The 26,345-nt window shown below is 71.5% G+C and carries 26 protein-coding genes; 16 read left to right on the forward strand and 10 right to left on the reverse strand.

From position 1 onward, the window contains the following. Positions 1-9: 9 nt before the first annotated feature. The 3 genes from ACWDS7_RS03425 to ACWDS7_RS03435 all read right to left on the reverse strand — a co-directional run bounded on the left by ACWDS7_RS03425 (position 10) and on the right by ACWDS7_RS03435 (position 2,363). Complete coding sequence (locus tag ACWDS7_RS03425; RefSeq protein WP_451927929.1) at positions 10-975, reverse strand: NAD(P)-dependent alcohol dehydrogenase; 966 nt, start codon at positions 973-975, stop codon at positions 10-12. Positions 976-1,080: 105 nt separating this feature from the next. Next, a complete protein-coding gene (locus tag ACWDS7_RS03430) occupies positions 1,081-2,031 on the reverse strand; it encodes a permease prefix domain 1-containing protein (protein ID WP_451927930.1) in 951 nt (316 codons plus the stop codon). After that, positions 2,028-2,363 (reverse strand): PadR family transcriptional regulator, encoded by a 336-nt coding sequence (locus ACWDS7_RS03435; RefSeq protein ID WP_306873691.1) that lies wholly within the window; start codon positions 2,361-2,363, stop codon positions 2,028-2,030. The genes ACWDS7_RS03430 and ACWDS7_RS03435 overlap by 4 nt, the downstream gene beginning before the upstream one ends. Before the next feature lie 342 nt (positions 2,364-2,705). Between ACWDS7_RS03435 and ACWDS7_RS03440 the strand changes: the two genes are divergently transcribed. From ACWDS7_RS03440 to ACWDS7_RS03450, 3 genes are all read left to right on the forward strand, one after another. Beyond that, on the forward strand, positions 2,706-4,130 hold the full coding sequence (locus ACWDS7_RS03440; RefSeq protein ID WP_451927931.1) for an FAD-binding oxidoreductase: 1,425 nt from the start codon (positions 2,706-2,708) through the stop codon (positions 4,128-4,130). A 182-nt stretch (positions 4,131-4,312) separates the two neighbouring features. Beyond that, positions 4,313-5,431 carry an alkaline phosphatase PhoX gene (locus tag ACWDS7_RS03445; RefSeq protein ID WP_451927932.1) on the forward strand — a complete coding sequence of 373 codons (1,119 nt, stop codon included), beginning with the start codon at positions 4,313-4,315 and terminating at the stop codon, positions 5,429-5,431. Between the two features lie 114 nt (positions 5,432-5,545). Then, positions 5,546-6,391: an SGNH/GDSL hydrolase family protein gene (locus tag ACWDS7_RS03450; protein WP_306873685.1), complete on the forward strand. Its 846-nt coding sequence runs from the start codon at positions 5,546-5,548 to the stop codon at positions 6,389-6,391. Here the strand turns inward: ACWDS7_RS03450 and ACWDS7_RS03455 are convergent. Together ACWDS7_RS03455 and ACWDS7_RS03460 are read right to left on the reverse strand one after the other, a co-directional pair. Continuing rightward, complete coding sequence (locus ACWDS7_RS03455; RefSeq protein ID WP_451927933.1) at positions 6,378-7,565, reverse strand: PucR family transcriptional regulator; 1,188 nt, start codon at positions 7,563-7,565, stop codon at positions 6,378-6,380. The genes ACWDS7_RS03450 and ACWDS7_RS03455 overlap by 14 nt on opposite strands. Positions 7,566-7,710: 145 nt before the next feature. Then, positions 7,711-8,571 (reverse strand): NAD(P)-dependent oxidoreductase, encoded by an 861-nt coding sequence (locus tag ACWDS7_RS03460; RefSeq protein ID WP_451927934.1) that lies wholly within the window; start codon positions 8,569-8,571, stop codon positions 7,711-7,713. Between the two features lie 93 nt (positions 8,572-8,664). Here ACWDS7_RS03460 and ACWDS7_RS03465 point away from each other — a divergent pair, with 93 nt between their 5' ends. Next, positions 8,665-9,246, forward strand: a complete 582-nt coding sequence (locus tag ACWDS7_RS03465) for a TetR/AcrR family transcriptional regulator (RefSeq protein ID WP_451927935.1) — start codon at positions 8,665-8,667, stop codon at positions 9,244-9,246. A 72-nt stretch (positions 9,247-9,318) separates the two neighbouring features. Here the strand turns inward: ACWDS7_RS03465 and ACWDS7_RS03470 are convergent, their stop codons facing one another. Beyond that, on the reverse strand, positions 9,319-10,209 hold the full coding sequence (locus ACWDS7_RS03470) for an NAD(P)-dependent oxidoreductase (protein ID WP_306873673.1): 891 nt from the start codon (positions 10,207-10,209) through the stop codon (positions 9,319-9,321). A gap of 164 nt (positions 10,210-10,373) precedes the next feature. On the opposite strand from ACWDS7_RS03470, the gene ACWDS7_RS03475 reads away from it, so the two are divergent. Further along, the gene (locus ACWDS7_RS03475; protein ID WP_451927936.1) at positions 10,374-10,727 is read left to right on the forward strand and encodes a winged helix-turn-helix transcriptional regulator; all 354 of its coding nucleotides are present in this window, start codon (positions 10,374-10,376) and stop codon (positions 10,725-10,727) included. 102 nt (positions 10,728-10,829) lie between these two features. Here the strand turns inward: ACWDS7_RS03475 and ACWDS7_RS03480 are convergent, their stop codons facing one another. Both ACWDS7_RS03480 and ACWDS7_RS03485 read right to left on the reverse strand, forming a co-directional pair. Further along, entirely contained in the window at positions 10,830-12,086 is a 1,257-nt protein-coding gene (locus ACWDS7_RS03480; protein ID WP_451927937.1) for an RNA polymerase sigma factor, read from the reverse strand. Between the two features lie 4 nt (positions 12,087-12,090). Continuing rightward, positions 12,091-12,426, reverse strand: a complete 336-nt coding sequence (locus ACWDS7_RS03485) for a YciI family protein (protein WP_451927938.1) — start codon at positions 12,424-12,426, stop codon at positions 12,091-12,093. 620 nt (positions 12,427-13,046) lie between these two features. On the opposite strand from ACWDS7_RS03485, the gene ACWDS7_RS03490 reads away from it, so the two are divergent. The 8 genes from ACWDS7_RS03490 (at position 13,047) to ACWDS7_RS03525 (ending at position 20,994) form a co-directional block, all read left to right on the forward strand. Continuing rightward, positions 13,047-13,865: an endo alpha-1,4 polygalactosaminidase gene (locus ACWDS7_RS03490; protein WP_451927939.1), complete on the forward strand. Its 819-nt coding sequence runs from the start codon at positions 13,047-13,049 to the stop codon at positions 13,863-13,865. Positions 13,866-13,897: 32 nt separating this feature from the next. Continuing rightward, positions 13,898-15,229 (forward strand): extracellular solute-binding protein, encoded by a 1,332-nt coding sequence (locus ACWDS7_RS03495; RefSeq protein WP_306873660.1) that lies wholly within the window; start codon positions 13,898-13,900, stop codon positions 15,227-15,229. An 11-nt stretch (positions 15,230-15,240) separates the two neighbouring features. Next, positions 15,241-16,191, forward strand: a complete 951-nt coding sequence (locus tag ACWDS7_RS03500) for a carbohydrate ABC transporter permease (protein WP_306873657.1) — start codon at positions 15,241-15,243, stop codon at positions 16,189-16,191. Then, entirely contained in the window at positions 16,188-17,066 is an 879-nt protein-coding gene (locus tag ACWDS7_RS03505) for a carbohydrate ABC transporter permease (RefSeq protein WP_451927940.1), read from the forward strand. The genes ACWDS7_RS03500 and ACWDS7_RS03505 overlap by 4 nt, the downstream gene beginning before the upstream one ends. Positions 17,067-17,090: 24 nt before the next feature. Then, positions 17,091-18,047 (forward strand): carbohydrate kinase family protein, encoded by a 957-nt coding sequence (locus ACWDS7_RS03510; protein WP_451927941.1) that lies wholly within the window; start codon positions 17,091-17,093, stop codon positions 18,045-18,047. Next, positions 18,044-19,354: an alpha-galactosidase gene (gene melA / locus ACWDS7_RS03515; RefSeq protein WP_451927942.1), complete on the forward strand. Its 1,311-nt coding sequence runs from the start codon at positions 18,044-18,046 to the stop codon at positions 19,352-19,354. The genes ACWDS7_RS03510 and melA overlap by 4 nt, the downstream gene beginning before the upstream one ends. Before the next feature lie 136 nt (positions 19,355-19,490). Further along, positions 19,491-20,381, forward strand: a complete 891-nt coding sequence (locus ACWDS7_RS03520; RefSeq protein ID WP_451927943.1) for an SDR family NAD(P)-dependent oxidoreductase — start codon at positions 19,491-19,493, stop codon at positions 20,379-20,381. Further along, the gene (locus ACWDS7_RS03525) at positions 20,371-20,994 is read left to right on the forward strand and encodes a TetR/AcrR family transcriptional regulator (protein WP_451927944.1); all 624 of its coding nucleotides are present in this window, start codon (positions 20,371-20,373) and stop codon (positions 20,992-20,994) included. Before ACWDS7_RS03520 ends, ACWDS7_RS03525 begins: the two co-directional genes overlap by 11 nt. A gap of 123 nt (positions 20,995-21,117) precedes the next feature. Here the strand turns inward: ACWDS7_RS03525 and ACWDS7_RS03530 are convergent, their stop codons facing one another. Continuing rightward, positions 21,118-22,680: an alkaline phosphatase family protein gene (locus ACWDS7_RS03530; RefSeq protein WP_451927945.1), complete on the reverse strand. Its 1,563-nt coding sequence runs from the start codon at positions 22,678-22,680 to the stop codon at positions 21,118-21,120. A gap of 209 nt (positions 22,681-22,889) precedes the next feature. Between ACWDS7_RS03530 and ACWDS7_RS03535 the strand changes: the two genes are divergently transcribed. The 3 genes from ACWDS7_RS03535 to ACWDS7_RS03545 all read left to right on the forward strand — a co-directional run bounded on the left by ACWDS7_RS03535 (position 22,890) and on the right by ACWDS7_RS03545 (position 25,875). After that, positions 22,890-23,426 (forward strand): hypothetical protein, encoded by a 537-nt coding sequence (locus ACWDS7_RS03535; RefSeq protein ID WP_451927946.1) that lies wholly within the window; start codon positions 22,890-22,892, stop codon positions 23,424-23,426. 184 nt (positions 23,427-23,610) lie between these two features. Next, on the forward strand, positions 23,611-25,065 hold the full coding sequence (locus ACWDS7_RS03540; protein ID WP_451927947.1) for an Ig-like domain-containing protein: 1,455 nt from the start codon (positions 23,611-23,613) through the stop codon (positions 25,063-25,065). Positions 25,066-25,413: 348 nt separating this feature from the next. Continuing rightward, positions 25,414-25,875, forward strand: a complete 462-nt coding sequence (locus tag ACWDS7_RS03545; RefSeq protein ID WP_451927948.1) for an HIT family protein — start codon at positions 25,414-25,416, stop codon at positions 25,873-25,875. 144 nt (positions 25,876-26,019) lie between these two features. On the opposite strand, the gene ACWDS7_RS03550 is transcribed toward ACWDS7_RS03545, so the two are convergent. Beyond that, the coding region (locus ACWDS7_RS03550; RefSeq protein WP_451927949.1) for an alpha/beta hydrolase at positions 26,020-26,345 on the reverse strand (326 nt) is incomplete at its 5' end.

Genomic DNA, 26,345 nt, shown 5'->3' on the forward strand with positions numbered 1-26,345 from the left:
GGGCCGGGTTCACACCGTGAGCACGATCTTGCCGCGGGCGTGCTCCGCCTCGAGGAAGCGGATGGCGTCGGCGGTCTCGCTCAGGGGGTACGTCCGTTCGATCACCGGGGTGATCTTTCCCTCCGCGACGAGTCCGGCCAGGAGGGTCAGGTCCTCGACGCTGCGCCTGATGACCAGCCCGCGGAGCTTCTGGCTCAGGAACGGCGTGGTCACGGCGGCGGCGACCAGCCGTGGCAGGGGACCGAGCAGCGCGCCGCCGGCGCCGCTGGAGGAGACGTAGACGCCCTTCGGCGCGAGCACCCGGCGGAACCCGGAGAGCCGGTGGTTGCCCACGAGGTCCACGATGACGTCGAAGCGGCCCGCGCCCCGGGTGAGGTCCTCGCGGGTGTAGTCGATCACATGGTGGGCGCCGATCGAGCGCACCAGATCCGCGTTGCGGGTGCTGCAGACGCCGGTCACCTCCGCGCCGAGCGTCTTCGCGAGCTGCACGGCGAAGGTGCCCACCCCGCCGGAGGCCCCGTTGACGAGCACCGTCCGGCCGGGGCCGGCCCCGCCGAGCCGCAGCGCCTGCAGCGCGGTCGTCGCCGCCACCGGCAGGGTGGCCGCCTGCTCGAACGTCACCTCCGCGGGTTTCGGGGCCAGATGCGCCGCCGGCGCCGCCACGTACTCGGCGAAACCCCGCTGGTTCATCTCGCCGAACACCTCGTCGCCGACCTGGAGGCCCGTCACCTTCGGCCCGACCGCCTCCACCGTCCCGGCGACGTCGCGGCCCAGGACGGTCTTCTTCGGGCGCCGGAGCCCGAAGGCCAGGCGCAGGATGCCGGGGGAGCCGTGCATGACGGCCCGGTCGCCGTAGTTGATCGAAGCGGCGCGGACCCGCACGAGCACCTCGCCGTCGCCGGCGGCGGGCCTGTCGACATCGGTGTGGCGCAGGACCTCGGCGGGGCCGTACTCCTGGTAGACGATCGCTTTCATGGCTGTTCCTCATCTCGGTGGCGGACCGGGGCGGTCTCCGGGCAGGGGGCATCACACCGGCGACGTCCGCCCGGTGTGGGTGTTGGGAGGGGGATCGGTGACCTTTCAGCGCCGGCGCGCCCGGGTGATCCCCTCGACGACGGTGTGGATGAGCGTGCCGACGGAGATCACGATGAGCCCCGTGTTGATCCACTGCGGTACGCTCGGCGGCCACCCGGCCGCCGTGACGAAGACCGGGTTGAGCAGCCTGTCGTCCACGGCGAGCCAGATCAACATGATCGGGCAGGCGATGCCGACGAGCGTCCCGGCGGCGGCGAGGGGAACGCTCCAGCGCGCGTAGTGCTTGGCGAAGGAGAAGCCGAGGTCGGCGATCACCAGGGCGATGAAGAGGTGGATGACGCCGGTCTCCCACAGCCGGGGCGAGAGCACGCCGATGGGGGCGCCGTCCGCGTCCGTCTCGGTGCTCACCAGCGGTGAGAGCAGTATGAAGGTCGTGAAGAGGACCAGCAGCACGGTCTCGGTGACCAGCTCGCCGTACCGGGCGCGGCGGCTGGGCGGCTCCGGGAGCGCGGCGGGGCTCCAGGGCCGCGCCGCCGTCCGGCGCAGGACGGCGACGCGTTCGATGATCACGAAGACGAGCGTCGTCCAGAAGGCGATGTGGACGGCGGCCGTGAGCGCCGCGCCGAGGGTGTCGCCGATCACGCGGAGGGCGGTGCCGCCCTGGAGGCCCCGCACGAGTCCGACTGCCGCGGCGACGGCGGGCACGACCGTCACGAGCAGGGCCGTCAGCAGCCGCGTGTAGTCGAGGTAGAGCGCGGGGCCGATGAGATGGAGCGGGCGGTCCGCGTAGCCGGCGGCCAGCCGCGCCGGGTCGCCGAGTTCGGTGAGCACCGCGATCTCCGCGTCGGCGGGGTCGCTCCCGGCGTCGAGACGGTCGTCGACGGCGTCCGCGATCGAGGCGCGGAGCTCCTTCTCGATGTCGGGGCGCTGTCTTTCGGGCAGGCGGCGCAGGATCGCCTCGACGTAGCGGTCGGTGAGGGCGCTCGTGGTGATCATGACTTGCCTTTCAGGGCACGGAATGCGGTGTCGAGCTCGTCCCATCCGCGGCTCAGGGTCTCGGCGAGTGCCAGGCCCTTGCCGCTCGTGCGGTAGAACTTGCGCGGCCGGGACTCCTCGGTGTTCCAGTCGCTGGTCAGGAGCTCCTGCTTCTCCAGGCGGCGCAGGAGCGGGTAGAGGGTGTTGGCGTCGACGGCGAAGCCCTGCCGGTCGAGCAGGTCGAGCAGGGCGTACCCGTAGTTCGGCTGCTCCAGGATGAGCAGGCAGGCGAGCACGACGGTCCCCCGTCGCAGTTCCTGCAGGTGCGTGGAGAGCAGCTCATCGTCCAGCATGAAGGCACAATATTGTGTGCCACACAGTAATGCAACGGGGGCCGTGGAGTCCGGGGTCCGATGTCCGGGATTTATTGATCTACATTGTAAAGGCATCCGGCCGGCGACCACCGGATGAGGAAGATCGAAATGACCGGGTTACTGTTGGAGTCACGGGTGATTCCGAAACGGCGCCGCCGGACGACGCGGTGGCTCCACGTGGTTCGCGGCAGGCGACAGAGCCGACAGGGCCGCCGCGTGCCGTACATCTCGACAATGTCCAGGTCCCCTGCCACCAGGGAAAAGCCTCGCGCGAGGAGAGGGCCGCTCGGGGACCGCCCACCGTTCCGGAGGGAGCAGCCGATGCCGATCAAGGTCGAGACACTCTCGGGCGAGAGCGCCACGCTGGATGACGACAAACTCGAAGAGCTCCGGATGACCTTCCGGGGCCCGCTGATCACGCAGCAGGACGACGGCTACGACGCGGCGCGGGCCGCGCAGAACGGGCTGATCGATCGCCGCCCCGCGCTCGTCATCAGGTGTTCGGGCACCGCCGACGTCATCGACGCGGTCAACCTGGCCCGTGAGCACGGCCTGCTGGCGGCGGTGCGCGGGGGCGGGCACAGCGTCGCGGGCCACTCCGTCCGTGACCGTGGCCTGCTGATCGACCTGTCGGGGATGCGCGGGGTCTGGGTCGACCCCGACGCCCGGCTGGTCCGGGTCCAGGGCGGCGCGACGTGGGGCGATGTCGACCGCGAGGCCCAGGCGTTCGGTCTCGCGGTCCCGGGCGGGATAGTGTCGACGACCGGCGTCGCCGGGCTGACCCTGGGCGGCGGGATCGGCTGGCTGCACCGCAAGTACGGGCTGTCCTGCGACAACCTGCGGGCCGTCGAGATCGTCACCGCCGACGGGCGGCTGCTGCGGGCCGACCGGTCCGAGAACGAGGACCTGTTCTGGGCGCTGCGGGGCGGGGGTGGCAACTTCGGGGTGGTCACCTCCTTCGAGTTCACGGCCCATCCTGTCGGGCCGACCGTGATGTGCGCGGTGCCGATATACGCCGAAGATCCTGGCGAGGTCTTCCGGGCGTGGAGCGACTGGGCGGAGACGGTGCCGGACGAGGTCACCACCAGAGCCATCTTCTGGACGATCCCGCAGGACCCGCACATGCCCCCGCAGATCCACGGCAGGCAGGTGCTCATCACCGGCGCCCTCTACGCGGGGCCTCCGGAGGAGGGCGAGAAGATTCTCCAACCGGTACGGCGGCTCGGCACCCCGCTGGCCGATCTGAGCGCCCCGATGCCGTATCGGATGTTCCAGTCGGCCTTCGACTTCTTCTTCGCCAAGGGCGCCCTGGCCAGTTACTGGAAGTCGCTGTTCATGAGCGGGCCGCCCGGCCGGGCGGCGGACCTGATCGTGCGGTACGGGCTCGAGCGGAACGCGCCGCAGTCCATGGTCCACGTGCCGCTGCTCGGCGGGGCGGTCAGCCGCGTGGGCCCGGATGAGACGGCGTACGGCGACCGTGGCGCGACCAGCATGCTGAGCGTGGACGGCAACTGGGTCGACGGCGACCCGGCGGAGCATGTCGCCTGGGTGCGCCATGTCATCAGCCAGGCCGAGGAGTTCTCGACCGGCGGGACCTATCTCAACTTCGACGGTGACGGCCCGGGGGAGGGGCCCGAACTGGTCCGGGCGGCCTTCGGTGACAACCTCCGGCGGCTGACCGAGATCAAGCGGCGCTACGATCCGCAGAATCTGTTCCGGCTCAACGCCAACATCTCACCCGCGTAACCGGCCCCCTGTTCACCGGCACATCGGCCCGGCCGCCGTCAATGCGCTGCACGGCGGCCGTCCGAGGTTTGTGATCTGTCACAGGTTTGACAGCTCAGATTTACTGCCTTTTCCAATTCCCAGAAGACCGCCGCCAGCCCATGGTTTGGGGGGGAGAAATTTAGGCGATCACTGGAGCCCCTATGCAGCGCCGCACCTTCATCGTGTCCCTCTCCGCCGTCGCTCTGTCCGGCACCCTGTGGCAGGACGCCGCGCTCGCCTCCTCGGTGGTCGCGGGCGAGAGCCCGTACGGCCCGCTCGGCGGGCCCGACGCCAACGGCGTCGCGCTGCCGGCCGGGTTCAGCAGCAGGGTGGTGGCCAGGTCGGGCCACTCCGTCGGCGGCATCCTCTGGCATCCGGCCCCGGACGGCGGTGCCTGCTTCGCCGACGGCACCGGCTGGATCTACGTGTCCAACTCCGAGGTCCCGCTGGTCGGGGGCGCTTCGGCGATCAGGTTCAGGGCCGACGGCTCGATCGAGCGGGCCTACCGGATCCTGTCGGGCACCAACCTCAACTGCGCGGGTGGGCGCACGCCGTGGAACACCTGGCTGTCGTGTGAGGAGATCTTCCGCGGCAAGGTCTACGAGACCGATCCGTACGGCGCGCGCGAGGCCCAGCAGCGTCCGGCGATGGGCAAGTTCAAGCACGAGGCCGCCGCCTGTGACCCCGACCACAGGGTCGTCTACCTGACCGAGGACGAGGACGACGGTTGCTTCTACCGCTTCGTCCCGAACGTCTGGGGCGAGCTGTCCAGCGGCCGTCTCGAGGTCTTCTGCGCCGACAACCTCTGGCGGCCGGTACCCGACCCGGCGCCCGGCGTCCTCCAGAAGCAGACCAGGCACCAGGTGAGCGCGGCCAGGCACTTCGACGGCGGCGAGGGCTGCCACTACGCGGACGGGATCTGCTACTTCAGCGCCAAGGGCGACCGGAAGGTGTGGGCCTATGATGCCGTCCGCCAGACGGTGACGGCGATCTATGACGGCGCCGGCACGCTCGACGGCGTCGACAACATCACCGGCACCCAGGGCGGTGATCTCTACGTCGCCGAGGACGGCGGCAACATGGAGATCAACATCATCACCCCGGACCGGGTGGTCGCGCCCGTCCTGCGGCTCGACGGCCAGGGCGGGTCCGAGATCACCGGCCCCGCTTTCTCTCCCGACGGCACCCGCCTGTACTTCTCCTCCCAGCGCGGCACCAGCGGCGAACGGGCGGGAACGGGCGGCATCACCTACGAGATCAGCGGCCCCTTCCGCCGCTGATCCCCAAGGAGCGTCCCGTGGCCGCGGCGTGCCGACGTCCTTCACCGCCGCGGAGGGCGGGCTCCTGCTCAGATCCCGTACCGCAGAGCCGATGCTTTTCGAAGGGAGTTCAGCGTGATCCGATCAGTGATCGCCGCGATCGTCCTGGTGGCCGCCCTCGCCCCGCCCGCCCACGCCTCGGCCGGTGAGGTGTACGTGGCCCTGGGTGACTCGGCCGCCTCCGGGCCGCTGGTGCCCGACCAGGTGGTGCCCGACCTCGGGTGCTGGCGCTCCGACCGCAACTACGCCCACCTCACCGCGCAGGCCATCGGGGCCGCCAAGTTCCGTGACGTCACCTGCTCGGGCGCCGACACCAAGGACATGTACAGCGCGCAGGGCACCGACCTCGGTTCGGTGCCGCCGCAGCTGGAGGCGCTCAGCCAGGACACCACGCTGGTCACCGTACAGATCGGCGCCAACGACGTGGGGCTGACCGGGTTCATCGAGGACTGCCTGAACCTTCTGCCGCCGCCCGTCGGCGACGCCTGCAACGACGACTACATGGAGAACGGGCAGGACACCTGGCGGGTCAAGACCGACGCGCTGCGTCCGAAGCTGACCACTTTGGTCGCCGACATCCGTGCCCGCTCGCCGCAGGCCAGGATCTTCGTGGTGGGCTACGGGACCTACGCCCCGCTCAACGGCTGCTACCCGAGGGTGCCGATCATCAAGCAGGACGCCAACTACATCCGTGCCACCCTGCAGTACTTCAACCAGGCGTTGGCGGAGCAGGCGGCGGCGGCGGGCGTCGCCTTCATCGACCTGCAGACGCCGAGCGTGGGCCACGATCCGTGCGCCTCGGCGGGGACGCGGTGGATCGAGCCCTACGTCCCCGCTTCGCCGGCGGCGCCTTTCCACCCCAACGCGCGTGGGATGCGCGGTTTCGCGGACGTGGTGATCCCCGCTGTCAGCGGGGCGTGATCCTTTTGGCCGCCAGCGCGGCTCCGATCTGCTGGAGCTGCGCTGGGTCGGCCGGGTCGAGCCCGCTCAGGCTCACCACCCGCCGTAACCGGTAGTCGACGGTGTTCGGGTGCACGTGCAGCAGCTCGGCCGTGCGGCGGCGGTCGAGCCCGGTCTCCAGATAGACCTTGAGCGTCCTGAGCAGGTCGGGGTTCTCCAGCAGCGGGTCGAGGAGACCCGCGAGCCGGGCGGTGGCCCTGCTCGGCCGGGTGAGCTGGTACTCCAGGAGCACGTCGGTCAGCCGGTAGGCGCCCGGCGGATGCCCGAAGACCCGCGCCACCTCCAGAACCTCCTCGGTCACCCCCGCGGCGGCCGGGACCTCGGCGGGCGTCGCCTGCTCGGCCGCCGCCCAGATCGGCACCCCGGCCGCCCTGGTCATCGCCTCGACGACCTCGGCCGGGTCCGGTGTCTCACCGCTGCACGGCAGCAGCACGAGCCCGCCCGCCGGGTCGAGCACGGACAGGACCTGCTCGGTGGCGTAACGCTGCACGGCGGCCCTGATCCTGGCCAGCTTGCGCCGCGCGGCGATCGATCCGCCGGGCTCGTCCTGCTTCTCGTCGGGGTGGGCGTCCACCGCGATCGCCATGACCAGGTATCCGGGTGCCAGCCGTACCGCGGCCAGGGCCGTGTGGTCGCCGCCGAGCAGCGCGGCGACGGCGGCGTGCATGGCGTGTTGCTCGTGGCTGAGCATGCCCTCGCGCTCCCCGAGGTAGGCGGTGCACACCGCGGAGGTCACCGCCTCGATGTAGACGAGGATGAGGCGGTTCATGTCGAGTACGGCCGCGAAGTCGGCCGGTGTGGCGGTGGCGATCAGGCGGTCCCAGACCCAGCGGGCGCCCAGGTGGTAGGCGGCCAGCAGGGCTTCGAGCGGGACCCGTTCCTGCGCGCGGCGCGCGGCCGAGGCGCGCAACGGAGCCAGCTCGGCGGAGGCGGGCGGGCGCCCGTGGCGGAACATCTCGCAGATCATCCGCAGGTTGTGCTCGGTGATCCTGGTGATGTCGCCGTCGAGCTCCTCCCTGGGCAGCCGCCGGTAGAGGGGGATCTCTTCGACGAAGACGTGCACGAGCTGCCTGGCCAGGCTGGTCGCCTGGCGTCCCAGCAGCTCGTGCACGGGGCATCCAGCCAGGATGAGCACGTCTGCCACTGTCTCACACCAGGTTGTGATCTACCCGTCAAGTGGGACAGCGGGCAGGAAATGCCGCCGTTGCCCGCCACCACCGGGCCGGGTGTGCCGGCTGACGGGGTTCCCGGACCCGTGGCGGTCGGCCGTACGCGCTACGTCAGTGCCGCTTCAGTACGCCGATCAGGCTCGTGAGGCTGTTCTGGCCGTGGCCGGCGGTGACGCCCTGGCGGAAGATCTTCAGGACGGCGGCCGGGAGCGAGCCGTCCACGCCGGACGCCTGCGTGGTGCGCAGCACGTGTTCCATGCTCGCCACGCCCATGGAGATCCGGTCGACGTCCCCCTCGTGGTTGCCCGCGGTGATCCGTGGCGCGTAGAACTCCAGGAAGTAGCGGAGGTCCATGGTCCTCACCGCGTGCGGCAGGAAATCCTCGGCCCGGATCCCGTTGGCCTCCGCCACCGCCTGGCCGTGCAGGTAGCCGGTCAGCGCCGTCCAGAACATGTCGATCCCGATCTGGTAGTACAGCGCCGCCAGCCCGTGGTCCTCGCCGAGGTATTCGATCCCGGTCAGCACCTCAAGAGCGGGCCTGTGCGCCTCGATCACGTCCTTGGGACCGCTGTAATACGTCATGGCGTCCGGCGTGCCGATGCCCGGAGGCGGCACCTGCACGCCGCCGGTGAGCTGTACGGCTCCGCGCTCGGCCAGCCACGCGGCCGCCTGACGTGCCCTTTCCGGGGTGTCGGAGGTGAGGTTGGCCAGGGTGCGGCCGGCCAGGGCGGTCTCCGGGGCCTGGGCCAGGACGGCGTCCATCGCGTCGTAGTCGATCAGGCTCAGCACCACCAGCTCGTTGGCGGTGAGCGCCGCCTCGACGGATCCCGCCCTCCTCGCGCCCCGCGCCACCAGCTCGTCCGCCCTGGCCGGCGTGCGGTTCCACACGGTCACCTCGTAGCCGCTGCCGAGGTAGGCGCCGGCCATGGCCTGCCCCATGGGGCCCAATCCGATCACGGTCACGGACTTCATCCAGCTCTCCTCATCACTAGAACGAACGCTCTATCTAGGGCGTAACGGTAGCACGCGACTAGAACGAACGCTCTACCAAGTACGATGAGGGCCATGCGGACCCAGCACGAGATCGGCACCCGGGAGCGGATCGTCCGGACGACCTCCCGCCTGATGCAGCGGCAGGGATACGAGGCGACGGGCCTCAAGCAGATCTCCCAGGAGGCCCAGGCCACACTGGGCTCGGTCTACCACTTCTTCCCCGGCGGGAAGCGGGAGCTGGCGGTCGAGGCGGTCCGCCACGGGGACCGGGACTTCGCGGAGTTCCTGCGCGCGGCCTTCGACCAGGAGGACGATCCGGCCGCGGCGATTCTCGCCTGCACCCGCGAACTGGCCAGGGGGCTGCGCGAGTCCGGCTGGCTGGACGGCTGTCCCGTCACCACCACGGCGTTGGAGAGCGTGGGCCGGGTGCCCGAGATCCAGCAGGCCGCGGAGGAGGCCTACGAGAACTGGCGCGCGCTGGTCCGCGACAAGCTCAGACGCTCCGGCTTCGCCGACGAGGTGGCGCACGACCTCGCCCACAGCGTGATCAACCTGCTGGAGGGCGCGGAGCTGTCGGCGCAGGTGTCCCAGCGCGAGGCGCCGCTGGAGATCGCCGGCAGGCACCTCGCACGGCTCATCGACTCCTACCGGTGAGCCGGACCGGTCCGGCCGGGTCGTCGGGGCGCGGCGTCGGCGGAGGCGCCGTCCGGCCCGCCCCCGTCGGGCTCACGACTGTCGCGCCGGCTTCCTGAGCACCTCGGTGAGGGCCGAGATGCTGTGGTCGCCGTGGCCTGCCTCGGCCGCCCGCCTCACCAACTCGTACAGGGGTGCCAGCCAGGCCGTGTCGACGCCCGTCTCCCTGGCCAGGTCCGCGTCGTGGGCCTCTCCGGCGAGGAAGAGGTTCACGGAGGAGGCGGCGTCGGTGTAGTCGCCGCTGTCGATCTCCTCGGCGTAGGTCGGCAGCAGGGACGTGATCATGTCCAGCCACTTGCCGGCGAACCGCACCATGGAGGCCGCCTCGAGCCCGCGTGCCTGGACGGCGGCGGCGCCCTGGAAGAAGCCGACGAGCGCGGGCAGCAGCATGGCGCCCACCGCCATCTCGTACAGGGCGGCGAGGTCGCTCTCGTCGCCGAGGTGGACGGTGTCGCCGCCCAGCACCTTCAGGGCCGTCTCGAACTCGTCGAAGACCGTCTTGTCACCGCTGTAGTAGAGCAGGGTGTCGGGCAACCCCACGGCCGAGGGCACGTTCTTGACCGCCCCGGCCAGGGACCGGGCGCCATGACAGATGGCCCAGGCGGCCGTCTCACGGGCGCCGGCCGGGGAACCGCTGTTCAGGGTGACCAGAGCCCGCCCGCGCAGTGACGTGGTGGCGGGCAGCAGCGCCGACCGGGTGTCGTCGAAGGAGGTCAGACAGGTGATGATCAGAGGGCTCGCCGCCACCGCGTCCTCGATGGCCTCCGCATGCTCGGCGCCCATGGCGACGAGGGGCGCGGCCTTGGCGGCGGTCCTGTTCCAGACGGTGGTCGGGTGCCCGGCCTTGATGAAGGCCTCGGCCAGTGCCCTGCCCATCGAGCCCAGGCCGATGACGGTCACCGGTGTCGCGTTCTTCTCGGTCATATGAATACTCCAGCCACAGAGATAGGGACAAGGATGCGAGCGCGCTGCCTTGGAGACCCGTCGTGGTCGTGGCGCGGCGTCTGATCCATGCTGGCTGGATCACTGAAATTTCTACAAGTACCTACAATTTTGCCGGGTACTGATAGAGATGTGAGTATAGGTCGATGAAGGAGACCAAGAAACGGACATTCACCTGCGGTCTCGACGCTGCCATCGCCGTCATGGGAGGCAAGTGGAAGGGACTGATCCTGTTCGCGCTCCAGGACGGCCCCTTGCGCTTCGGGGAGTTGCGGCGTGCGGTCCCCGGCATCAGCGAGCGGGTGCTGATCCTGCAGCTGCGGGAGATGGAGGCCACCGGACTGCTGCATCGCGAGGTGTATCACCAGGTCCCACCGAAGGTGGAATACTCGCTCACCGGGTTCGGTCATTCGCTCAACACCGCGATGGCGCCGCTCGGGGAGTGGGGCGAGGAGCACATCGGGCGCATCGAAGCCATCCTCTGGGACCAGGTCGGGTGAACCGGCGCGGCGGCCCGGGGAGTCGATGCGGTCGTACCGGGGCGGTGACGGCCGGGCGCACAGGTCGCCGGTGACACGGGAACCCCTGTTCACGTAGCCGTTCTACCGCGGCGTCCGGGTGCGGGGTGGTCCAGCTGCGTGGAGCAGCTCGTCGGCGCGCTCGAGCAGTGCGCGGTGTTCGGCTCCGGGACGGAGGGCGGCGGCGGCCTGCCGGAACAGGGCGGCGGCCCGGGCGCGGTCGCCGTGGCGGGCCGTGAGGTCGGCCTCCGCGGCGACGGCCAGCGGGTAGCCGTCCAGCGCGCCGCCGGCGCGGGCCCGGGCGAGCAGGGCCAGCCCGGCCGCCGGCCCGTGCGCGTAGCCGTGCGCCACGGCGCGGTTCAGCTCGATCACCGGTGAGGGCTGGATCCGGGCGAGCCGGTCGTACCACGTGGCGATCGCCGGCCAGTCGGTGGTGTCGGCGGAGGCGGCGGTGGCGTGGCAGGCGGCGATCCGGGCCTGCAGCGCGTACGGGCCGTCCTGCGGCGTCCCGGCGAGGACGTTCAGGCCCTCGGCGATCGCGGCGTGGTCCCAGCGGAGCCGGTCCTGCCTGTCCAGGGCGAGCAGGTTGCCGTGCCGGTCACGGCGGGCGTCACGCCGGGAGTGCTGGAACAGGAACAGCGCCAGCAGCGCGGACACCTCGCCCTGGTCGGGCATGAGCCGCCGGAGGAGCCGGGCCAGGCGGATCGCCTCGTCGGCGAACGCGGGCCGGCCGTCGGCGTTGTAGCCGTGGGTGAACAGCAGATACAGCACCGCCAGGACGCCGGGCAGCCGCTCGGCGAGCGCCGGGCCGGTCGGCACCCGGTACGGGATGCCGGCATCGGCGATCCTCGTTCTGGCCCGGGTCAGCCGCCGGGTCATGGCCGACTCGCTGACCAGGAAAGCCCGCGCGATGTCGGAGGTGGGCACCCCGCCGACCGTCCGCAGGGTCAGCGCCACCCGCGCCTCCAGGGCTAGCGCGGGATGACAGCAGGTGAAGATGAGCCGCAGCCGGTCGTCCACGACCTCCTCCGCCGGGGCGGGGCCCGGATCGGTGAGCGCCTGCACCGCCAGCTCGGCCAGCTTGCGGCGTTCGACCGACGCGCGGCGCAGCACGTCGATCGCGCGGTTGCGGGCCACCGTCATCAGCCATCCGCCCGGGTTGCCCGGCACGCCCTCCTGGGGCCATCGCTGCAGGGCGAGCGTCAGTGCCTCCTGGGCGCAGTCCTCGGCCAGCGCCCAGTCTCCGGTGACGCGGATCAGCGTGGCGACGATCCGCGCGTACGCCTCCGCGCTCGCGGCCGCGACGGCGTCGGCCGCCGCGGCCGCAGGCACCTCGGTCACCTCGTCAGCCGTCCAGGTCGACCAGCGGGCGCAGCTCCAGCCGTCCCCTTCGGGCCATCGGGTGGGCGCGGGCCACCTCGATCGCCTCGTCCAGGTCGGCGCACTCCAGCAGGTCGTAGCCCACGATCACCTCCTTGGTCTCGGCGAACGGGCCGTCCGAGACCAGCAGCCGGCCGTCGCGGACCCGGACCGTCGTGGCCGCGGACGTCGACGCCAGCGCGCTGCCCTCCAGGCGGCGGCCGCGCGCGTCGTTCTCCGACACCCACACGTCGATGTCGGGCCCGTCGGCCCCGTCGGTGTCGGGCTCGGTGTCGGTGCACACGAACATCATGTACTTCATCTTCGCTCCTCGATGCTGCGGACTCACCACTATGACGAACCGGCGGCCCGGTTCCGGACACAGTCACGTCCGAAATATTCCAGGTCCTCAACCGGTCGAGCGGCCATCCGTATCAGCGGTCGAGGACGGGCCCGCCGAAGATGTGAACGGGCTGCCCGGGAGCATCGGGGGCGGGGCGCCGCGGCCCGCGGAAGGTCCCCGACGGCGCGCCACCGCCGGTGCGGGGCCGGAGCGCGATCACCACTTTGCAGGCCTTCCCTCCGCCCGGCCCGCCCGCCGGCGTCCCGGCGGTCGGCCGCGCCCGCGCGGGCCCGGCCGCCGGACACCCCGTGCGTCCTGCTCACGCCCCTGACCGCCGTCTCGGGGACCGACGGCAGCGGCCCCGGGGAGACCCGGCGGCCGATGTGCAATGCTGCACTTTATCGGCCTTTTTTGAGCATGTCTACGCTCTTGACAGGGGAGTTCCCGCTCGATTTACTCCGATGCACGCCAGGTCGAGCATCCGGCGTCAGAGGTACGCCTAGCCGGTATGTGGCCCCCGCCATGAGCCCGGACTAAGTCGCCAGGATCGCCGTCGGCGTCCGAGGCGGGGACGTACCCTCTATTATCTGGAGCCGACGATGAGAACGAATCGTCACCCCACCCGTGGATCTCTCGGCGCCGCCGTGGCCCTCACCGTCGCGTTGACCGCACCGCTCCTCGCCTCGCCCGCCGCTTCGGCCGGCACGGTCGCGCCTCCCCCCGCGCACGCCGGGTTCGACTACCAGATCGGCGGCGCCTACACCCCGCCCTCAGGGGTCAAGGTGGTCAGCCGCGACCGCGGGGCGAGCCCGGCGGCCGGCCTGTACAACATCTGCTACGTCAACGCCTTCCAGGTCCAGACCGGCGCCGAGGGCGAGTGGGACGCCGACCTGCTGCTGCGCGACGCCAACGGTGACGTGGTGGTCGACGAGGACTGGGACGAGGCGCTGCTGGACCTGCGTACCGCGGCCAAACGGCAGCGTATCGCCGCGAAGGTGAACGGCTGGATGGACGGCTGCAAGGCCAAGGGGTTCCAGGCGGTCGAGCCCGACAACTACGACAGCTATGACCGTTCGCGCGGCCTGGTGAGCAAGGCCGACGCCCAGGCGTACATCCGCCTGCTCTCCTCGCATGCCCATGCCCGGGGCCTGGCGATCGCCCAGAAGAACACGGTGGAACTGGCCGGTGCGCGCCGGCGGAACGGGCTGGACTTCGCGATCGCGGAGGAGTGCGGCGCCTACCGCGAATGCGGGGACTACACCGCGGCGTTCGGCGACGACGTGATCGTGATCGAGTACACCGCCCGGGGCGTGTCGACGGCCTGCTCGGGCTGGGGCGGCCGGCTGAGCATCGTCCGGCGCGACGTGGACGTCTCTCCCCGGGGGAGCGGCGGATACGTCCGGCAGACCTGCCCGTAGCGTCAGATTCCACTGTTATCACGGAGGTACGGATGGACACGATCCATCGCGCCGCCCCCCTGCCCTCCCGTCGCGAAGTCCTGCGCGGCGCACGCGCCCTGGCCCTGTCGGCGGTCGGGAGCATGGCCGCGGCAGGGTGCGCCGAGGGCGCTGACGGCGGCGTCGGCGCCGATGGGCGGGTCACGATCGAACTGTGGCACGGGCAGACCGACACGGGCAGGAAGGCCATCGAGCATCTGGTGGCCGACTTCCAGCGCACGCATCCCGGCATCCGGGTCGACATGGGCGGGGGAGTGCTGGCCGACGCGATGCTGCAGAAGGTCACCGCCGCGCTCGCGTCGGGCTCCTATCCCGACATCGCCTACATCTTCGGATCGGACCTGGCGAGCATCGCGCGCAGCCCGCAGGTGGTGGACCTGACCGGCACCGTCGGCGCCGGCGCCACGCCGTGGCACGACTACTGGGCGCCGGCACGGGCGGCCGTCACCATCAACGGCCAGGTCCGGGCCACTCCCGCGGTCGTCGACTCGCTGGCAGTGGTCTGCAACAAGAAGCTGTTCCGCGAGGCCGGGCTGCCCCTGCCGCAGCCGGGCTGGAGGTGGCGGGAGTTCGTCGAGACGGCCCGGCGGCTCACCGACGCCGGACGCGGCACGTTCGGCACGGGATGGCCGGGCGTGGGCGACGAGGACACGGTGTGGCGGCTGTGGCCGCTGGTGTGGGACCTGGGCGGCGACGTGATCGCCCGCGACGGGCGCGGCATCGGGTTCGCCGGCGTGGGCGTCCAGGCCCTGCAGGTGGTGGAGGCGCTCGCGCAGGCGTCGAGCGTCTACATCGATCCCCAGCCCGGCAGCGAGAAGATGTACCAGGTGTTCGCGTCCGGCCGGATGGGGATGGTGATCACCGGCCCGTGGCAGCTGCCCGACATCGAGGAAGCCGGGATCGACTACCACGTGGTGCCGCTGCCCAGCTTCAGCGGCCGGCCGATGACGATCTCCGGGCCCGACACGTGGACCATGTTCGACAACGGCGGCCCGCGCGTCCGGGCGGCCCGCACCTTCCTGAGCTGGCTGATGCAGCCCGCTCAGGACGTGCGCTGGGACGTCGAGGCGGGCAGCCTGCCGCTGAGCAGACCCACCCAGGCACTGCCCGCCTGGCGGGACCACTCCGCCCGGACCGAGGGTCTCGAGGTGTTCACCCGGGCACTGGAGTCGGCGCGGGCACGGCCGGCGCACCCGGCCTACCCGAAGGTCTCGCAGGCGCTCGGGCAGGCCGTCGTCGCCGTGCTGCTGCGCAGGAGCACCCCCTCCGAAGCGCTCCGCAGCTGCGCCGACGAGGCCGATGCCGCCCTGCTCATACCGCGTTGAGGAGTTCTTCCATGCCAGGTCCCCCCACACCGTTCACCCTCTCCGAGCACGAACTGCGTCAGCGTGCCCTGCGCCGGGCACGCCGCCGGGAGTCGAGGACCGCCTGGGCGTTCGTCTCCCCCTCCATCCTGGTCATCCTCGGGCTCAGCGTGGTGCCCGTGATCTGGTCGCTGCTGCTGTCCTTCCGGGCCGACGACCTGGTCACACCGGGCCGCTGGGTGGGGCTGGACAACTACTACGCGCTGAGCAGGGATCCGAACTTCGGCCAGGCCGTACGCAACACGCTGACCTACACGGCGCTGTACGTCCCGCTCAGCATCGTCCTGGGACTGGCGCTCGCCCTCGTCCTGAACCGGCGCATCAGGCTGGTCGGCCTGTACCGCACGCTGATCTTCGTGCCGTTCGTCGTCTCGGCCACGGCGCAGGGCACGCTGTTCGCCTTCATCCTCGACCCGCAGTTCGGCGCGGCCAACTCGGTGCTGCACGCGCTCGGCGTCTCCCCGCAGGGCTTCTTCACCGACCCCGCCCAGGCGCTGTTCCTCCTGGTGGCCATCACGTTGTGGAGCGGCCTGGGGTTCTGCGTGGTGGTGTATCTCGCGGCCCTCCAGGACGTGCCGCGGCCCCTGATCGAGGCGGCGCGGCTGGACGGCGCCGGGCGGTGGCACCTGCTGCGCCACGTCACCCTGCCCACGCTCACCCCGGTCAGCGTGTTCCTGGTGCTGTGGCAGACCATCAATGCCCTGCAGGTCTTCGACCTGGTGTATGTGACGACCAAGGGCGGCCCGCTGGGCGCGACCACCCTGATCGTCTACTTCATCTGGGAGCAGGCGTTCAAGAACTTCACCGCCGGCTACGGCGCCGCGGCCGCCTACGTCCTCGCCGTGGCCCTGTTCGTGATCGCCGCCGGCCTGCGCGTGGCCCGGGGGCGCGAGAGCCGGCGTCTCGAAGGAGCGACCCGATGACGGCGACCGTGACCACCCCTCGACAGGCCGCGCAGGCCGGCGTGTCCCGGCGGGGCCGCGCGCGGCTGCCGTTCAGCGCCTGGCACCTGCTGCTCGCCCCGCTCGCGCTGATCTTCGCGATCCCGCTGGTCTGGCTGCTGCTCAGCTCCGTGATGAGCAACGCGGAGATCAACCGGTTCCCTCCGGCGCTCTGGCCCTCCCGCGTCGACCTGGGGGGATACCGGTACGTCCTGGGCAACGCCCTGTTCCCCCGCTGGTTCGCCAACTCGCTGATCGTCTCCACCGTCGCGGTCGCGTCCAACCTGCTGTTCGGCGCGTTCGGCGGCTACGCCTTCGCCCGCATGCGCTTCTCCGGCTCCCGGAGCCTGCTGGTGCTGATGCTGGCCACGATGGCCATCCCCTTCCAGCTGACGATGATCCCGACGTTCCTCGTCATGAAGCGCCTGGGACTCATCGACACGCTGGGCGCGCTGATCGTGCCCTCGCTGGTCACGCCGTTCGCGGTGTTCCTCCTGCGGCAGTTCTTCCTCTCCCTGCCCAGGGAGCTGGAGGAAGCCGCCTGGATCGACGGGTGTTCGCGGCTGCGGGTGCTGTTCCGCGTCGTGCTGCCGCTGTCGCGTCCCGCGCTGAGCACCGTGGCGATCCTGACGTTCCTGTCGACCTGGAACGACCTGACCTGGCCGCTGATCGCCATCAACCACGACAACCAGTACACCCTGCAGCTGGGGCTGGCGACCTTCCAGGGGCAGCACCACACCCAGTGGGCGGCGGTCATGGCCGGCAACGTGATCACGGTCCTGCCGGTGCTGCTCGCCTTCGTCGGCGCGCAGAAGGCGTTCATCCAGTCCATCACCTCCAGCGGCCTCAAGGGCTGACTGCCGACCGATCTACGGATACCGATGCCGCACACTTTCGACCTGCTCGTCATCGGGGACGCCAACCCCGACGTCATCCTCGGCCCGCTGGAGGCTCCGCTCGCCTTCCACCAGCGTGAACAGCTCGTCGGCGCCGGCGCGCTCACCCTCGGCGGGTCCGCCGCGATCATGGCCTGCGGCGCCGCGCGCCTCGGCCTCAAGGTCGCCTTCGCCGGGCGGGTCGGCGACGACGACGCCGGCCGCTACGTCCGCGACGCCCTGACCGCCCGTGGAGTCGACACCCGGGCCCTGCGCCTGGATCCGGAGCTGCCCACCCCCCTCACCGTGGTGGTGACCCGGGAGGACGACCGCGCGATCCTCACCGCCCCCGGCACCCTGGCGGCCACCACCGGCGACGACGTCCCCGAGTCGTTGCTCGCCGGCAGCAGGCACGTGCACGCCGCCTCCTACTTCCTGATGCCCGCACTCGCGCGGGCACTGCCGGCCCTGCTGCGCACCGCGCGCGCCCACGGCGCCACGACCTCGCTCGACACCAACGACGACCCGGCCGGCGAGTGGGACCCTCTCGGCCTGCCCGCCGTCCTCGCCGAAACCGACATCCTGCTCCCCAACGCCCACGAGGCCCTCCACCTCGCCGGGCCCGCCGCGGACTCGCCGGAGGCGGCAGCCGCCCTCCTGGCCGCGCGCGGACCGCTGGTGGCCGTCAAGAACGGCGCCGAGGGCGCCCTCTGCCACGACGGCCGCACCCTCACCACCACCGGCGGCGTCACCGTGACGCCCGCCGACACCGTCGGCGCCGGAGACAGCTTCGACGCCGGCTTCGTCGCCGCGCTCCTCGCCGGCCTGCCCCCCGCCGACGCCCTCGACGTCGCCGCCGCCTGCGGAGCCCTGTCCACCCGTGCCCACGGCGGCACCACTGCCCAGGCCACCTGGGACGAGGCCGTCTCGCACGTCACCCGTACCGGAAAGAACCTGTCATGAGCACTCCCAAGATCGCGTTCATCGGCGCCGGGAGCGTCGTCTTCACCCAGGGTCTGCTCGCGGATCTGTTCGCCTTCGCCGAACTGAAGGACATCCACGTCGCCCTGCACGACATCGACGCCGAACGCCTGGCCACCGCCGAGCAGGCCGCCCGGCACATCGCCGCCCAGTGCGGGGCCCGCCCCCGCGTCACCGCCCACGCCGACAGGCGGGCGGCGCTCGACGGGGCCGACTTCGTCATCAACATCGTCCAGGTCGGCATGGGCGAGGCGACCCGCACCGACTTCGACGTCCCCGCCCGGTACGGCCTGCGCCAGACCATCGGCGACACCCTCGGCGTCGGCGGCATCTTCCGCGCGCTGCGCACCTTCCCCCTGCTGAGATCCCTGGGCGAGGACATCGCCGCGCTCTGCCCTCAGGCGTGGCTGCTCAACTACACCAACCCGATGGCGATGAACGTCCAGTACCTCGCCCAGGCCACCGGGCTGACGCGGGTGGTCGGCCTGTGCCATTCGGTGTACTGGACGATGCGCGACCTGTCCGATCTCCTGAACGTCCCCTACGAGGAGGTGACCTACCAGGCGGCGGGCGTCAATCACCAGGCGTGGGTGCTGCGGTTCGAACACGACGGCGCCGACCTCTATCCCCGCCTGGACGCCATGATCGAGGCCGACGGACAGCTGCGGCGCCGGGTCCGCGTCGACATGTACCGGCGCCTCGGCTACTACCCGACCGAGACCAGCGAGCACTCCTCCGAGTACGTGCCCTGGTACCTGCGCCACGACAGCGAGATCGAGCGGCTGCGGCTGCCCGTGGGCGCCTACCTGGGCATCGTCGAGCAGAACGTGGCCGCCTACGAGAAGACGCGCGACGCCCTGGCCGCCGGGGACCCGCTGCCGGTGGAGGGGACCATGGAGTACGCCCCCCAGATCATCCACAGCATGACCACGGGCACGCCCCGCACCGTCTACGGCAACGTCCCCAACCACGGTCTGATCGACAACCTTCCGGCGCACGGCGTGGTCGAGGTGCCCTGCCTGGTCGACGCGCTGGGCGTACAGCCCACCCGGGTCGGCGCGCTGCCCGCCCAGCTGGCCGCGCTCAACCGGACCTACCTGAGCGTCAACGACCTCGTCGTACGGGCCGCCGTGGAAGACGAGCCGCGCCACATCCGCCACGCCGCCATGACAGACCCGGCGACCGCCGCGACGCTGACGGTCGAACGCATCTGGGAGCTGTGCGACGACATGGTGCGGGCCCACGCCGGCCGCCTGCAGCCCTCGCTGCGTGCCACCCTCGGCACCTGAACGGCCCGGCCGCGAGCACCGCCCGCGCGGCGCGTCCGTCCCGGCGCCGGCGGGCGGTCTCCGCGGAGTTCTCGGGATCCGGAAAACCAGAGACCCTCTCTAGAGGATCTCTCTGGATTTCTCTAGACTCCCGGCCATGGACAACGCGGAGACGCATCATTCGACCCCTGCCCGGACGGCCGTGGTGACAGGTGGCAACCGTGGCATCGGATACGCCGTCGCCGCGCGGCTGCTTCAGGACGGGTGCGACGTGGTGCTGGTCGCGCGTGACAGACAGCGGGGGGAGGCCGCGCGGGCGTCGCTCGCCGGGTCCGGCGGGACCCGGGTGCGCCTCGTCGTCGGCGACCTGTCCAGCGTCCGCAGGGCGCGCGCGGTCGCCGAGGCGCTCAGCGAGACCTGCCCACGCATCGATGTGCTGGTCCACAACGCCGGTCTGTGGCCGAGCCGGCGGGTGCTGGACGAGGACGGGCTGGAGCAGGCCTTCGTCACCAACCATCTCGCGCCGTTCCTGCTCAACCACGAGCTGGAGCCGTTGCTGACCGCCTCCGGGGCACGGGTCGTGCAGGTCAGCGCCGGGCTGTACGTCAAGGGGCAGGCCGACCCGGAGCGCACCCCCACCGGCCTGGACTTCCACCCGATGCGGACCTACGCCGACACCAAGCTGTGCAACCTGCTGCTGGTGCCGCGCCACGCCGAACGGTGGAAGGATGCCGGGGTGACCATCAACGCCGTCCACCCCGGAGTGATCCGCACCGGACTGGGGGACCGCGGCGGGCCCCTGGGCTACCTGCTCAAGGCGGTGAAACTGCTGTGGAAGAGTCCGGACGTGGGCGCCCGGCCCGTCGCCAGGCTCGCGCTGGACGCGGAGGTGGCCGGGCTGACCGGCCGTTACTTCCACATCGAGGCCGAGCAGCCGCCGGCCCCGGTCGCCGCCGACGCCGCGCTCGCCGACCGGCTCTGGACACAGGCGCTGGAGCTCACCGGCCTCGAGCGGACCCCGCCGCCGGTCCGGCGCGATGTCACCTAAGCAGCGGCGAGGCGAGGCGACCGCCGACAGGGTCCTGGCGGCGGCGCTAGATCTCTACGCGGCCGAGGGGCCCGGCGGGCTGACCATGACCGCGTTGATCGCCGCGACCGGTGTCAGCAGCGGCAGCCTCTACCACCACTTCGGCAGTTTCGACGGACTCGCCGCGGCCCTCTACAGCCACTGCATGTCCGAACTGCTCGACACGCTCGTCGCCGCGCTCGAGCGCTCCAGGACGGCCCGCACCGGCGTGCGGGCCTTCGTCGGAGCGTATCTGCGGTTCGTCCAGGACAACCGGGCGGCGGCGCACTTCATCCACGCCTCGTCCTACGCCGGCTTCCTGCCGGCCCACGCGGGGCGCATCGCGGAGGCGAAGGCGCCCAGGATGCGCCGGATCGCCGACTGGCTCCGCCCCCACGTGGAGGCCGGGCATGTCATCGCCCTGCCCGACCCTCTCACCGAGATGCTCGTGATCGGCCCCGTGGCGGAGATCTCCCGCCGCTGGCTGGCCGGAGCGCCCGACGTCGACCTGGCGGTCGCGGCGCGCGTGCTGCCCGAACGCATCTGGCAGTCGGTCCGCGGCGAACGTCCCCTGCCTGCCGGCACGGACCTGTGACCCGCCTTCCCGGATGAGCGGGCCGGGCCGCCGCGGGGGCGGCCGGCAGGGGCCGACGGCTTGGGCGTGCCGGCAGGGGCGCGGGCCGCGCCGGGCGCCGGTCCCGCGCGGCCCGCGCGGGTCTCACGACACGCGGACGTCGTCGACGGCCCAGTACCAGTTGTTGGCGGCGTCGAAGTAACGGAAGCGGACGGCCATCGTGGTGGCGCCGGGCGGCACCGTGACGGCCAGCGCCTCCACCGTGGAGACCGCCTCGGAGCCGTAGGCCTTCACGGTGATGAACGCGCCGCCGTCGAAGGAGACCTGGACGTGCGCCTTCTGGTTGCCCTCCGGTCGGTAGAGGGTGGTGTAGTTGATCACGGCCGAGGTGCGGCCGGCGACGTCGTAGGCAGGTGAGATCAGGCTGGAGGCGTAGGTGCCGGCGCCATGGGAGCGGTCGTCCCACTCGTCGGAGTCGGCGACGGCGAAGACGCCGCGGCCGCGGACGAACAGCTCGCGCCATTGGTCACGCTCGGCGCGCGACCAGAACTCGTCGGTGGTGAAGGACCAGCCGCGCCACTCCTCCACGCCACCGGAGGGCAGAGCGGTGCTGTCGACGGCCCAGCCGCCCGGCGGGAGGTGGGTGAAGCCGGTCACCCCGGCCGGGATGCCGGTCTCGTGGAGGCGGGGCGACAGGGCCACGGTCTCGAACGGGTCGGCCGAGCGGACCGTGACGGACGTGCCGTCCAGGCCGGCCGGGCGCGGCAGGCCGAGCCGGGCGAAGACGGTGGCGGCGACGTCGACCAGGCGGGTGTCGGCCGGTCTGGCCCCCGCCGGGATGCCGGGGCCGCTGGCCAGTACGAAGGTGCGGCGCTCCTCGATGGTGGAGCCGCCGTGGCCGCCGATGCCGGTGTGGCCGTGGTCGGTGGCGACCACGACGGTCCACCGCTCGCTCGGGTAGGTCGGCCGGGCGCGCACCGCGCTCAGGAGGCGGCCGATCTGGGCGTCGTTGGCCTTGACGGCGTTCAGGTAGGCCTGGCTGCCGGCGCCGCTGTTGTGCCCGGCGATGTCGATCTGGCCCAGGTAGACGAAGGCGACGTCGGGATTGCGGTCGCGCAGGACCTGCTCGGAGACCTGTGTGATCCGCTCATCCTCGGCCGGGTAGCCGGCGCTGTCGCCGTCGAGTACGACCCGGGCGTCGATGCCCGCGCCGAAGGTGCCCTGCTCGCCCAGCGGCTTCCAGTCGACGGCGGCGTAGGTCGAGTAGGCCGGGTTGACCCCCTCGATCCGGGTCAGGAAGTCGGGATAGAGGTCGTAGCGCTTGCCGGTGAAGCTGTTGTCCTTGACCTTGTGCCTGTCCGGCCAGACACCGGTGGCGATCGTGGACCAGCCGGGGCCGCTGGAGGTGGCGGCCATCGGGTTGGTGTACAGGAGGCTGGTGCCGAGCGTGCCGCCGGAGATCAGCGCGTCGAGGTTGGGGGCGTCGGCGGGGGCGATCCGGTCGTGGCGCAGGCCGTCCAGGCCGATGACCAGCACCTTGTCGGTGCTGATGCCGCTGGGTACGGCCGGGACCGGCACCGGGGCGGCGGCCGCTGTCCGGCTGTTCAGGATCTTGTGCTCGGCCGGGGGACCGGAGTCGGGGTCGGCGGCGGCCGCCGTCAGGGGGATCAGCGCGATGATCACGGTCAGGGCGATGCGTAATCGCATGGACGTCCTCCTCGCTCGTGCCGGTTGTCCGGCTCCTGCGCGAGGATCTCCGCTGGAGATGATCCGGTAAAGAGCCGGAGACAACAGCTTCGCCACGGGCCGTCGCGTTTTTCGATGACCGCCACAGCCGGCCGCCGACTCCGGCGAGGCGGTCCCGGTCCGGGGACTGTCCTGCGGACCAGCCGTCCCGTACCGGGATAATGCGTCCGGTGCGTCTGTGGACAGTCCAGCATCGAGCGGTTCTCGGACCGCTGGAGGACATCGGTGAACTGGTCGGGGACTGGGCCAGGGTGATGAGCCCCTCGTTCCGTCCTGCCTACGAGGAGATGGTGGCGGAGATGGCGCGGCGCGGCATCGACTGCGCGGGCCGGCCGCCGCTGTGGGCATGGCCGGGACCGGACACCCGCGATGACCGGGTGGCGTTGACGGCCGAACTGCTCCTCAATCCTGAGGGGCCGGAGGAGTACGACCGCTACGTCGTCCTCGACCTGGATGTGCCCGACGAGTCCGTGGTGCTCAGCTCGTACGGGCGCTGGAACGACTTCCTGGAAGCGGTCTTCATGGGCGGGAGTCCGCCGAGCATGGACTGGTCGATCGACCAGGACGAACTCGACGGACCGGCCTACGCCCGCGTCCAGGCGTGCTTTCCGCGCCTGGCGGGCCCGTGGGTGCTGGGCGCCCGCCCGTTGGAGCCGTCGTCGGATGAGCCTGAGGAAGCGCCGTGCGTGGTCGAGGCCGGTGAATAGGCCGTGCGCGGTCGAAGCCGTGAACAGGCCGTGAGCCGCTGGTGCTTGCGGCGGCTGCCGGTCTGCCCGGGAGGCGACACGGAGATCACGTGCGCACTCAACGTAATGGACTGATCGCTGAGAGTGGTGTTGGCTATGCAGTTGATCTAGGAGGGCATCCCTCACGACGAACGGGAGTTCAGTGTTGGTCTCACAACGATCCAGATCCGCGCTCACCGCGCTGGCCTGCGCCCTGTCGGCGCTGCTGGCCGCGTCGGGGACGCAGGTGGCAGCCGGTGGCGCCGCGCACGCCGCCACCGGCGCGCGGCAGGCCGTCACGCGAGCCGCCGGCACGCCGTGTGTCCGGCAGGGGCAGGCGACCTACCCCGTCAGCTACTACTGGAAGAACGTGCTCGGCATGCAGCTGGGCAACGGGTCGGTCTCGGTCGACACCTCCCCCTCCCTGTGGGGCGGGCAGATCGCACCGGGCAGCACCTTCACCCTCACGCTGACGCACCGCACGGCCCGGTGGCCGCTGCTGGTGCGCACCTACACCACCACGTGGGACCTGTCGTCCCTGCTGGCCAACGCCGATGTCGTCAGCCAGTCGGGGGCCGGCGCCATCAGCGGCAACACCCTGTCGATCACCTCGCCGGGCACCAAGACCGACCCGGCCGCGAAGGTCATCACCTTCCGGGTCAGGCAAGGCACCGTCGGGCGCAGCATGACCATCCGGCCGACCGGGATCAGCAGCGTCATAGCCTTCCCGGGCCAGCTCGGGAACAACACACCCGCCCCCCCGATCCAGATCGTCGACGGACAGTCCATCTCGCCCACCAGGGCCGTCGACGACACCGCCACCACCAGGCAGGACACGGCCGTCAGCGTGCCGGTGCTGGCCAACGACACCGGAAGCGCTCCGACGATCAGCGGCGTCACCCAGCCCGCCAACGGCACCGCGACGATCTCCGGCGGCAACGTGGTCTACACGCCCGCCGCGGGTCTCAGCGGCACCGACACCTTCACCTACACCGTCACCACCGCCTGCGGAACCAGCACCGCCACGGTCACCGTCATCGTCACCTGCGCCTACAGGCCGGTCAACCTGGTCAACGGCAGCTTCGAGACACCGCCCGTGGTCGCCGCCGACTGGAACATCCCCGACGCCTCCACGAACCCGGGCGTCGGCTGGCACACCACCGCCACCGACAACAAGCTGGAGTTCTGGCGGGGCGGCGCGAGCGGGGTCCCGGCCGCCGACGGCCAGCAGTTCGCCGAACTCAACGCCAACCAGGTCTCCACGCTCTACCAAGACGTGCCCACCGTTCCGGGGACGCCGATGACCTGGTCGCTGTATCACCGAGGCCGTCTCGGTACCGACGTGATGCGGGTCCTCATCGGCGCGCCCGGTGCGACCGTCGCCCAGGTCCCCACCGGGGCCTCCTCCCCGGACATCTCCGACGACAACACCGCCTGGCGCCACTACACCGGGGTGTACGTCGTGCCTCCGGGACAGACCACCACGCGATTCGCCTTCGAGTCGGTGTCGGCCGCGGGGGGCACCCCGACGGCCGGCAACTTCCTGGACGGCGTGGTATTCCAGACGCCGCCCTGCCTGCCCATGACCAAGAGCACGGCGGCCGGAGCCCAGGGGACGTAACGGCAAACTGATCGACCGCTGACCCGCAACCGCCCAGGCCCTCGACCACCGCACATGACACCCGGCCGAGGACCGCGGACGGAGACGGGACGGACCCCGAAACTGCTGCGCGGCAAGGCGGCCACCACGACCCCTTGCCGCGCGGGAGCGTCACCGTCAGGGACGCCCAGGCGGCCGCCACCTCAGGACGGGGCGCCGGGCGGTGACCGTCCAGCGGTGCCGCCGCTCCCCGGCGTCGGTGCCGGGCCCGCGCTGTCGGCCGGCCGGCGCACCGGCCGGGGGATACGGGAGAGCCGGACGAGGACGCCGGCGCGGCCGGGGCCGGTCCGCGGGTGGGATGATGGGCGCATGGGCGTCCCGGACGGCCTCTCCTGCGTGTTCTGCGACATCGTCGCGGGACGGGCTGAGGCCAGTGTGCCCTACGAGGACGAGGCCGTCGTCGTGATCATGGACACCCGTCCCGTGGCTCCCGGCGACGCGCTGGTCGTACCGCGCGCGCATGCCGTAGGGCTCGAAGACCTCGACGAGGAGACCAGCACACGCATGTGGCGGATCGGCCACCGTCTGGCTCGTGCGCTGCGCCTTTCACGGCTGCGTTGCGAGGGTGTCAACGTCTTCCTCGCCGATGGCGGAGCGGCCTGCCAGCAGGTGTTCCACGTGCACCTGCACGTGTTCCCGCGGCACCGCGGGGACGGGTTCAGGCTTCAGGTGGACCCGATCAGCAGGGAGCGGCGGCTGCTGGACCAGGACGCGTCCGCGCTGCGCGCTGCGCTGTACGCGCTCTGCCCCGGACCACCCCCCACCGGCTGACGTCACGGATGCCGTCGGCCTGGGCGAGGGGACGGTTCCGTTGTCCGTGCGATCGACGTAGGAGCCTCGCCGCTTGGCACGGTCGGCCTCAGCTCCTGACGCGTGAGGCCGCGATGGGGGGTGTCGCGGCCTCGGGGTGGCGGGTCAGGGGTGACAGATCGGGTCGGCGGCGGGGAGGGTGCCGGTGGCCAGGTAGGCGTTGACCTTGGCGTCCACGCAGGCGTTGCCGTATTCGCCGTAGATCCCGTGGGCGGTGGTGCCGCGCAGGGTGAGCAGGCGGGAGCCGGTCAGCGCCCGGTGCATGGCTTTGCTGCCCTCGTAGGTGGTGGCGGTGTCGCCGGTGGCGGACACGATCAGCGCGGGGGTGGGGTTGGCGACGTGCGTGAGGCGCTCGCGCGGGCCGTTCGGCCAGAAGGCGCAGGGCCAGATGTTGTTCTTGAGGGGGCCGAAGAGGGGGTGGCGCGTACGGC

This window comes from Streptosporangium sp. NPDC003464, from assembly GCF_053588315.1.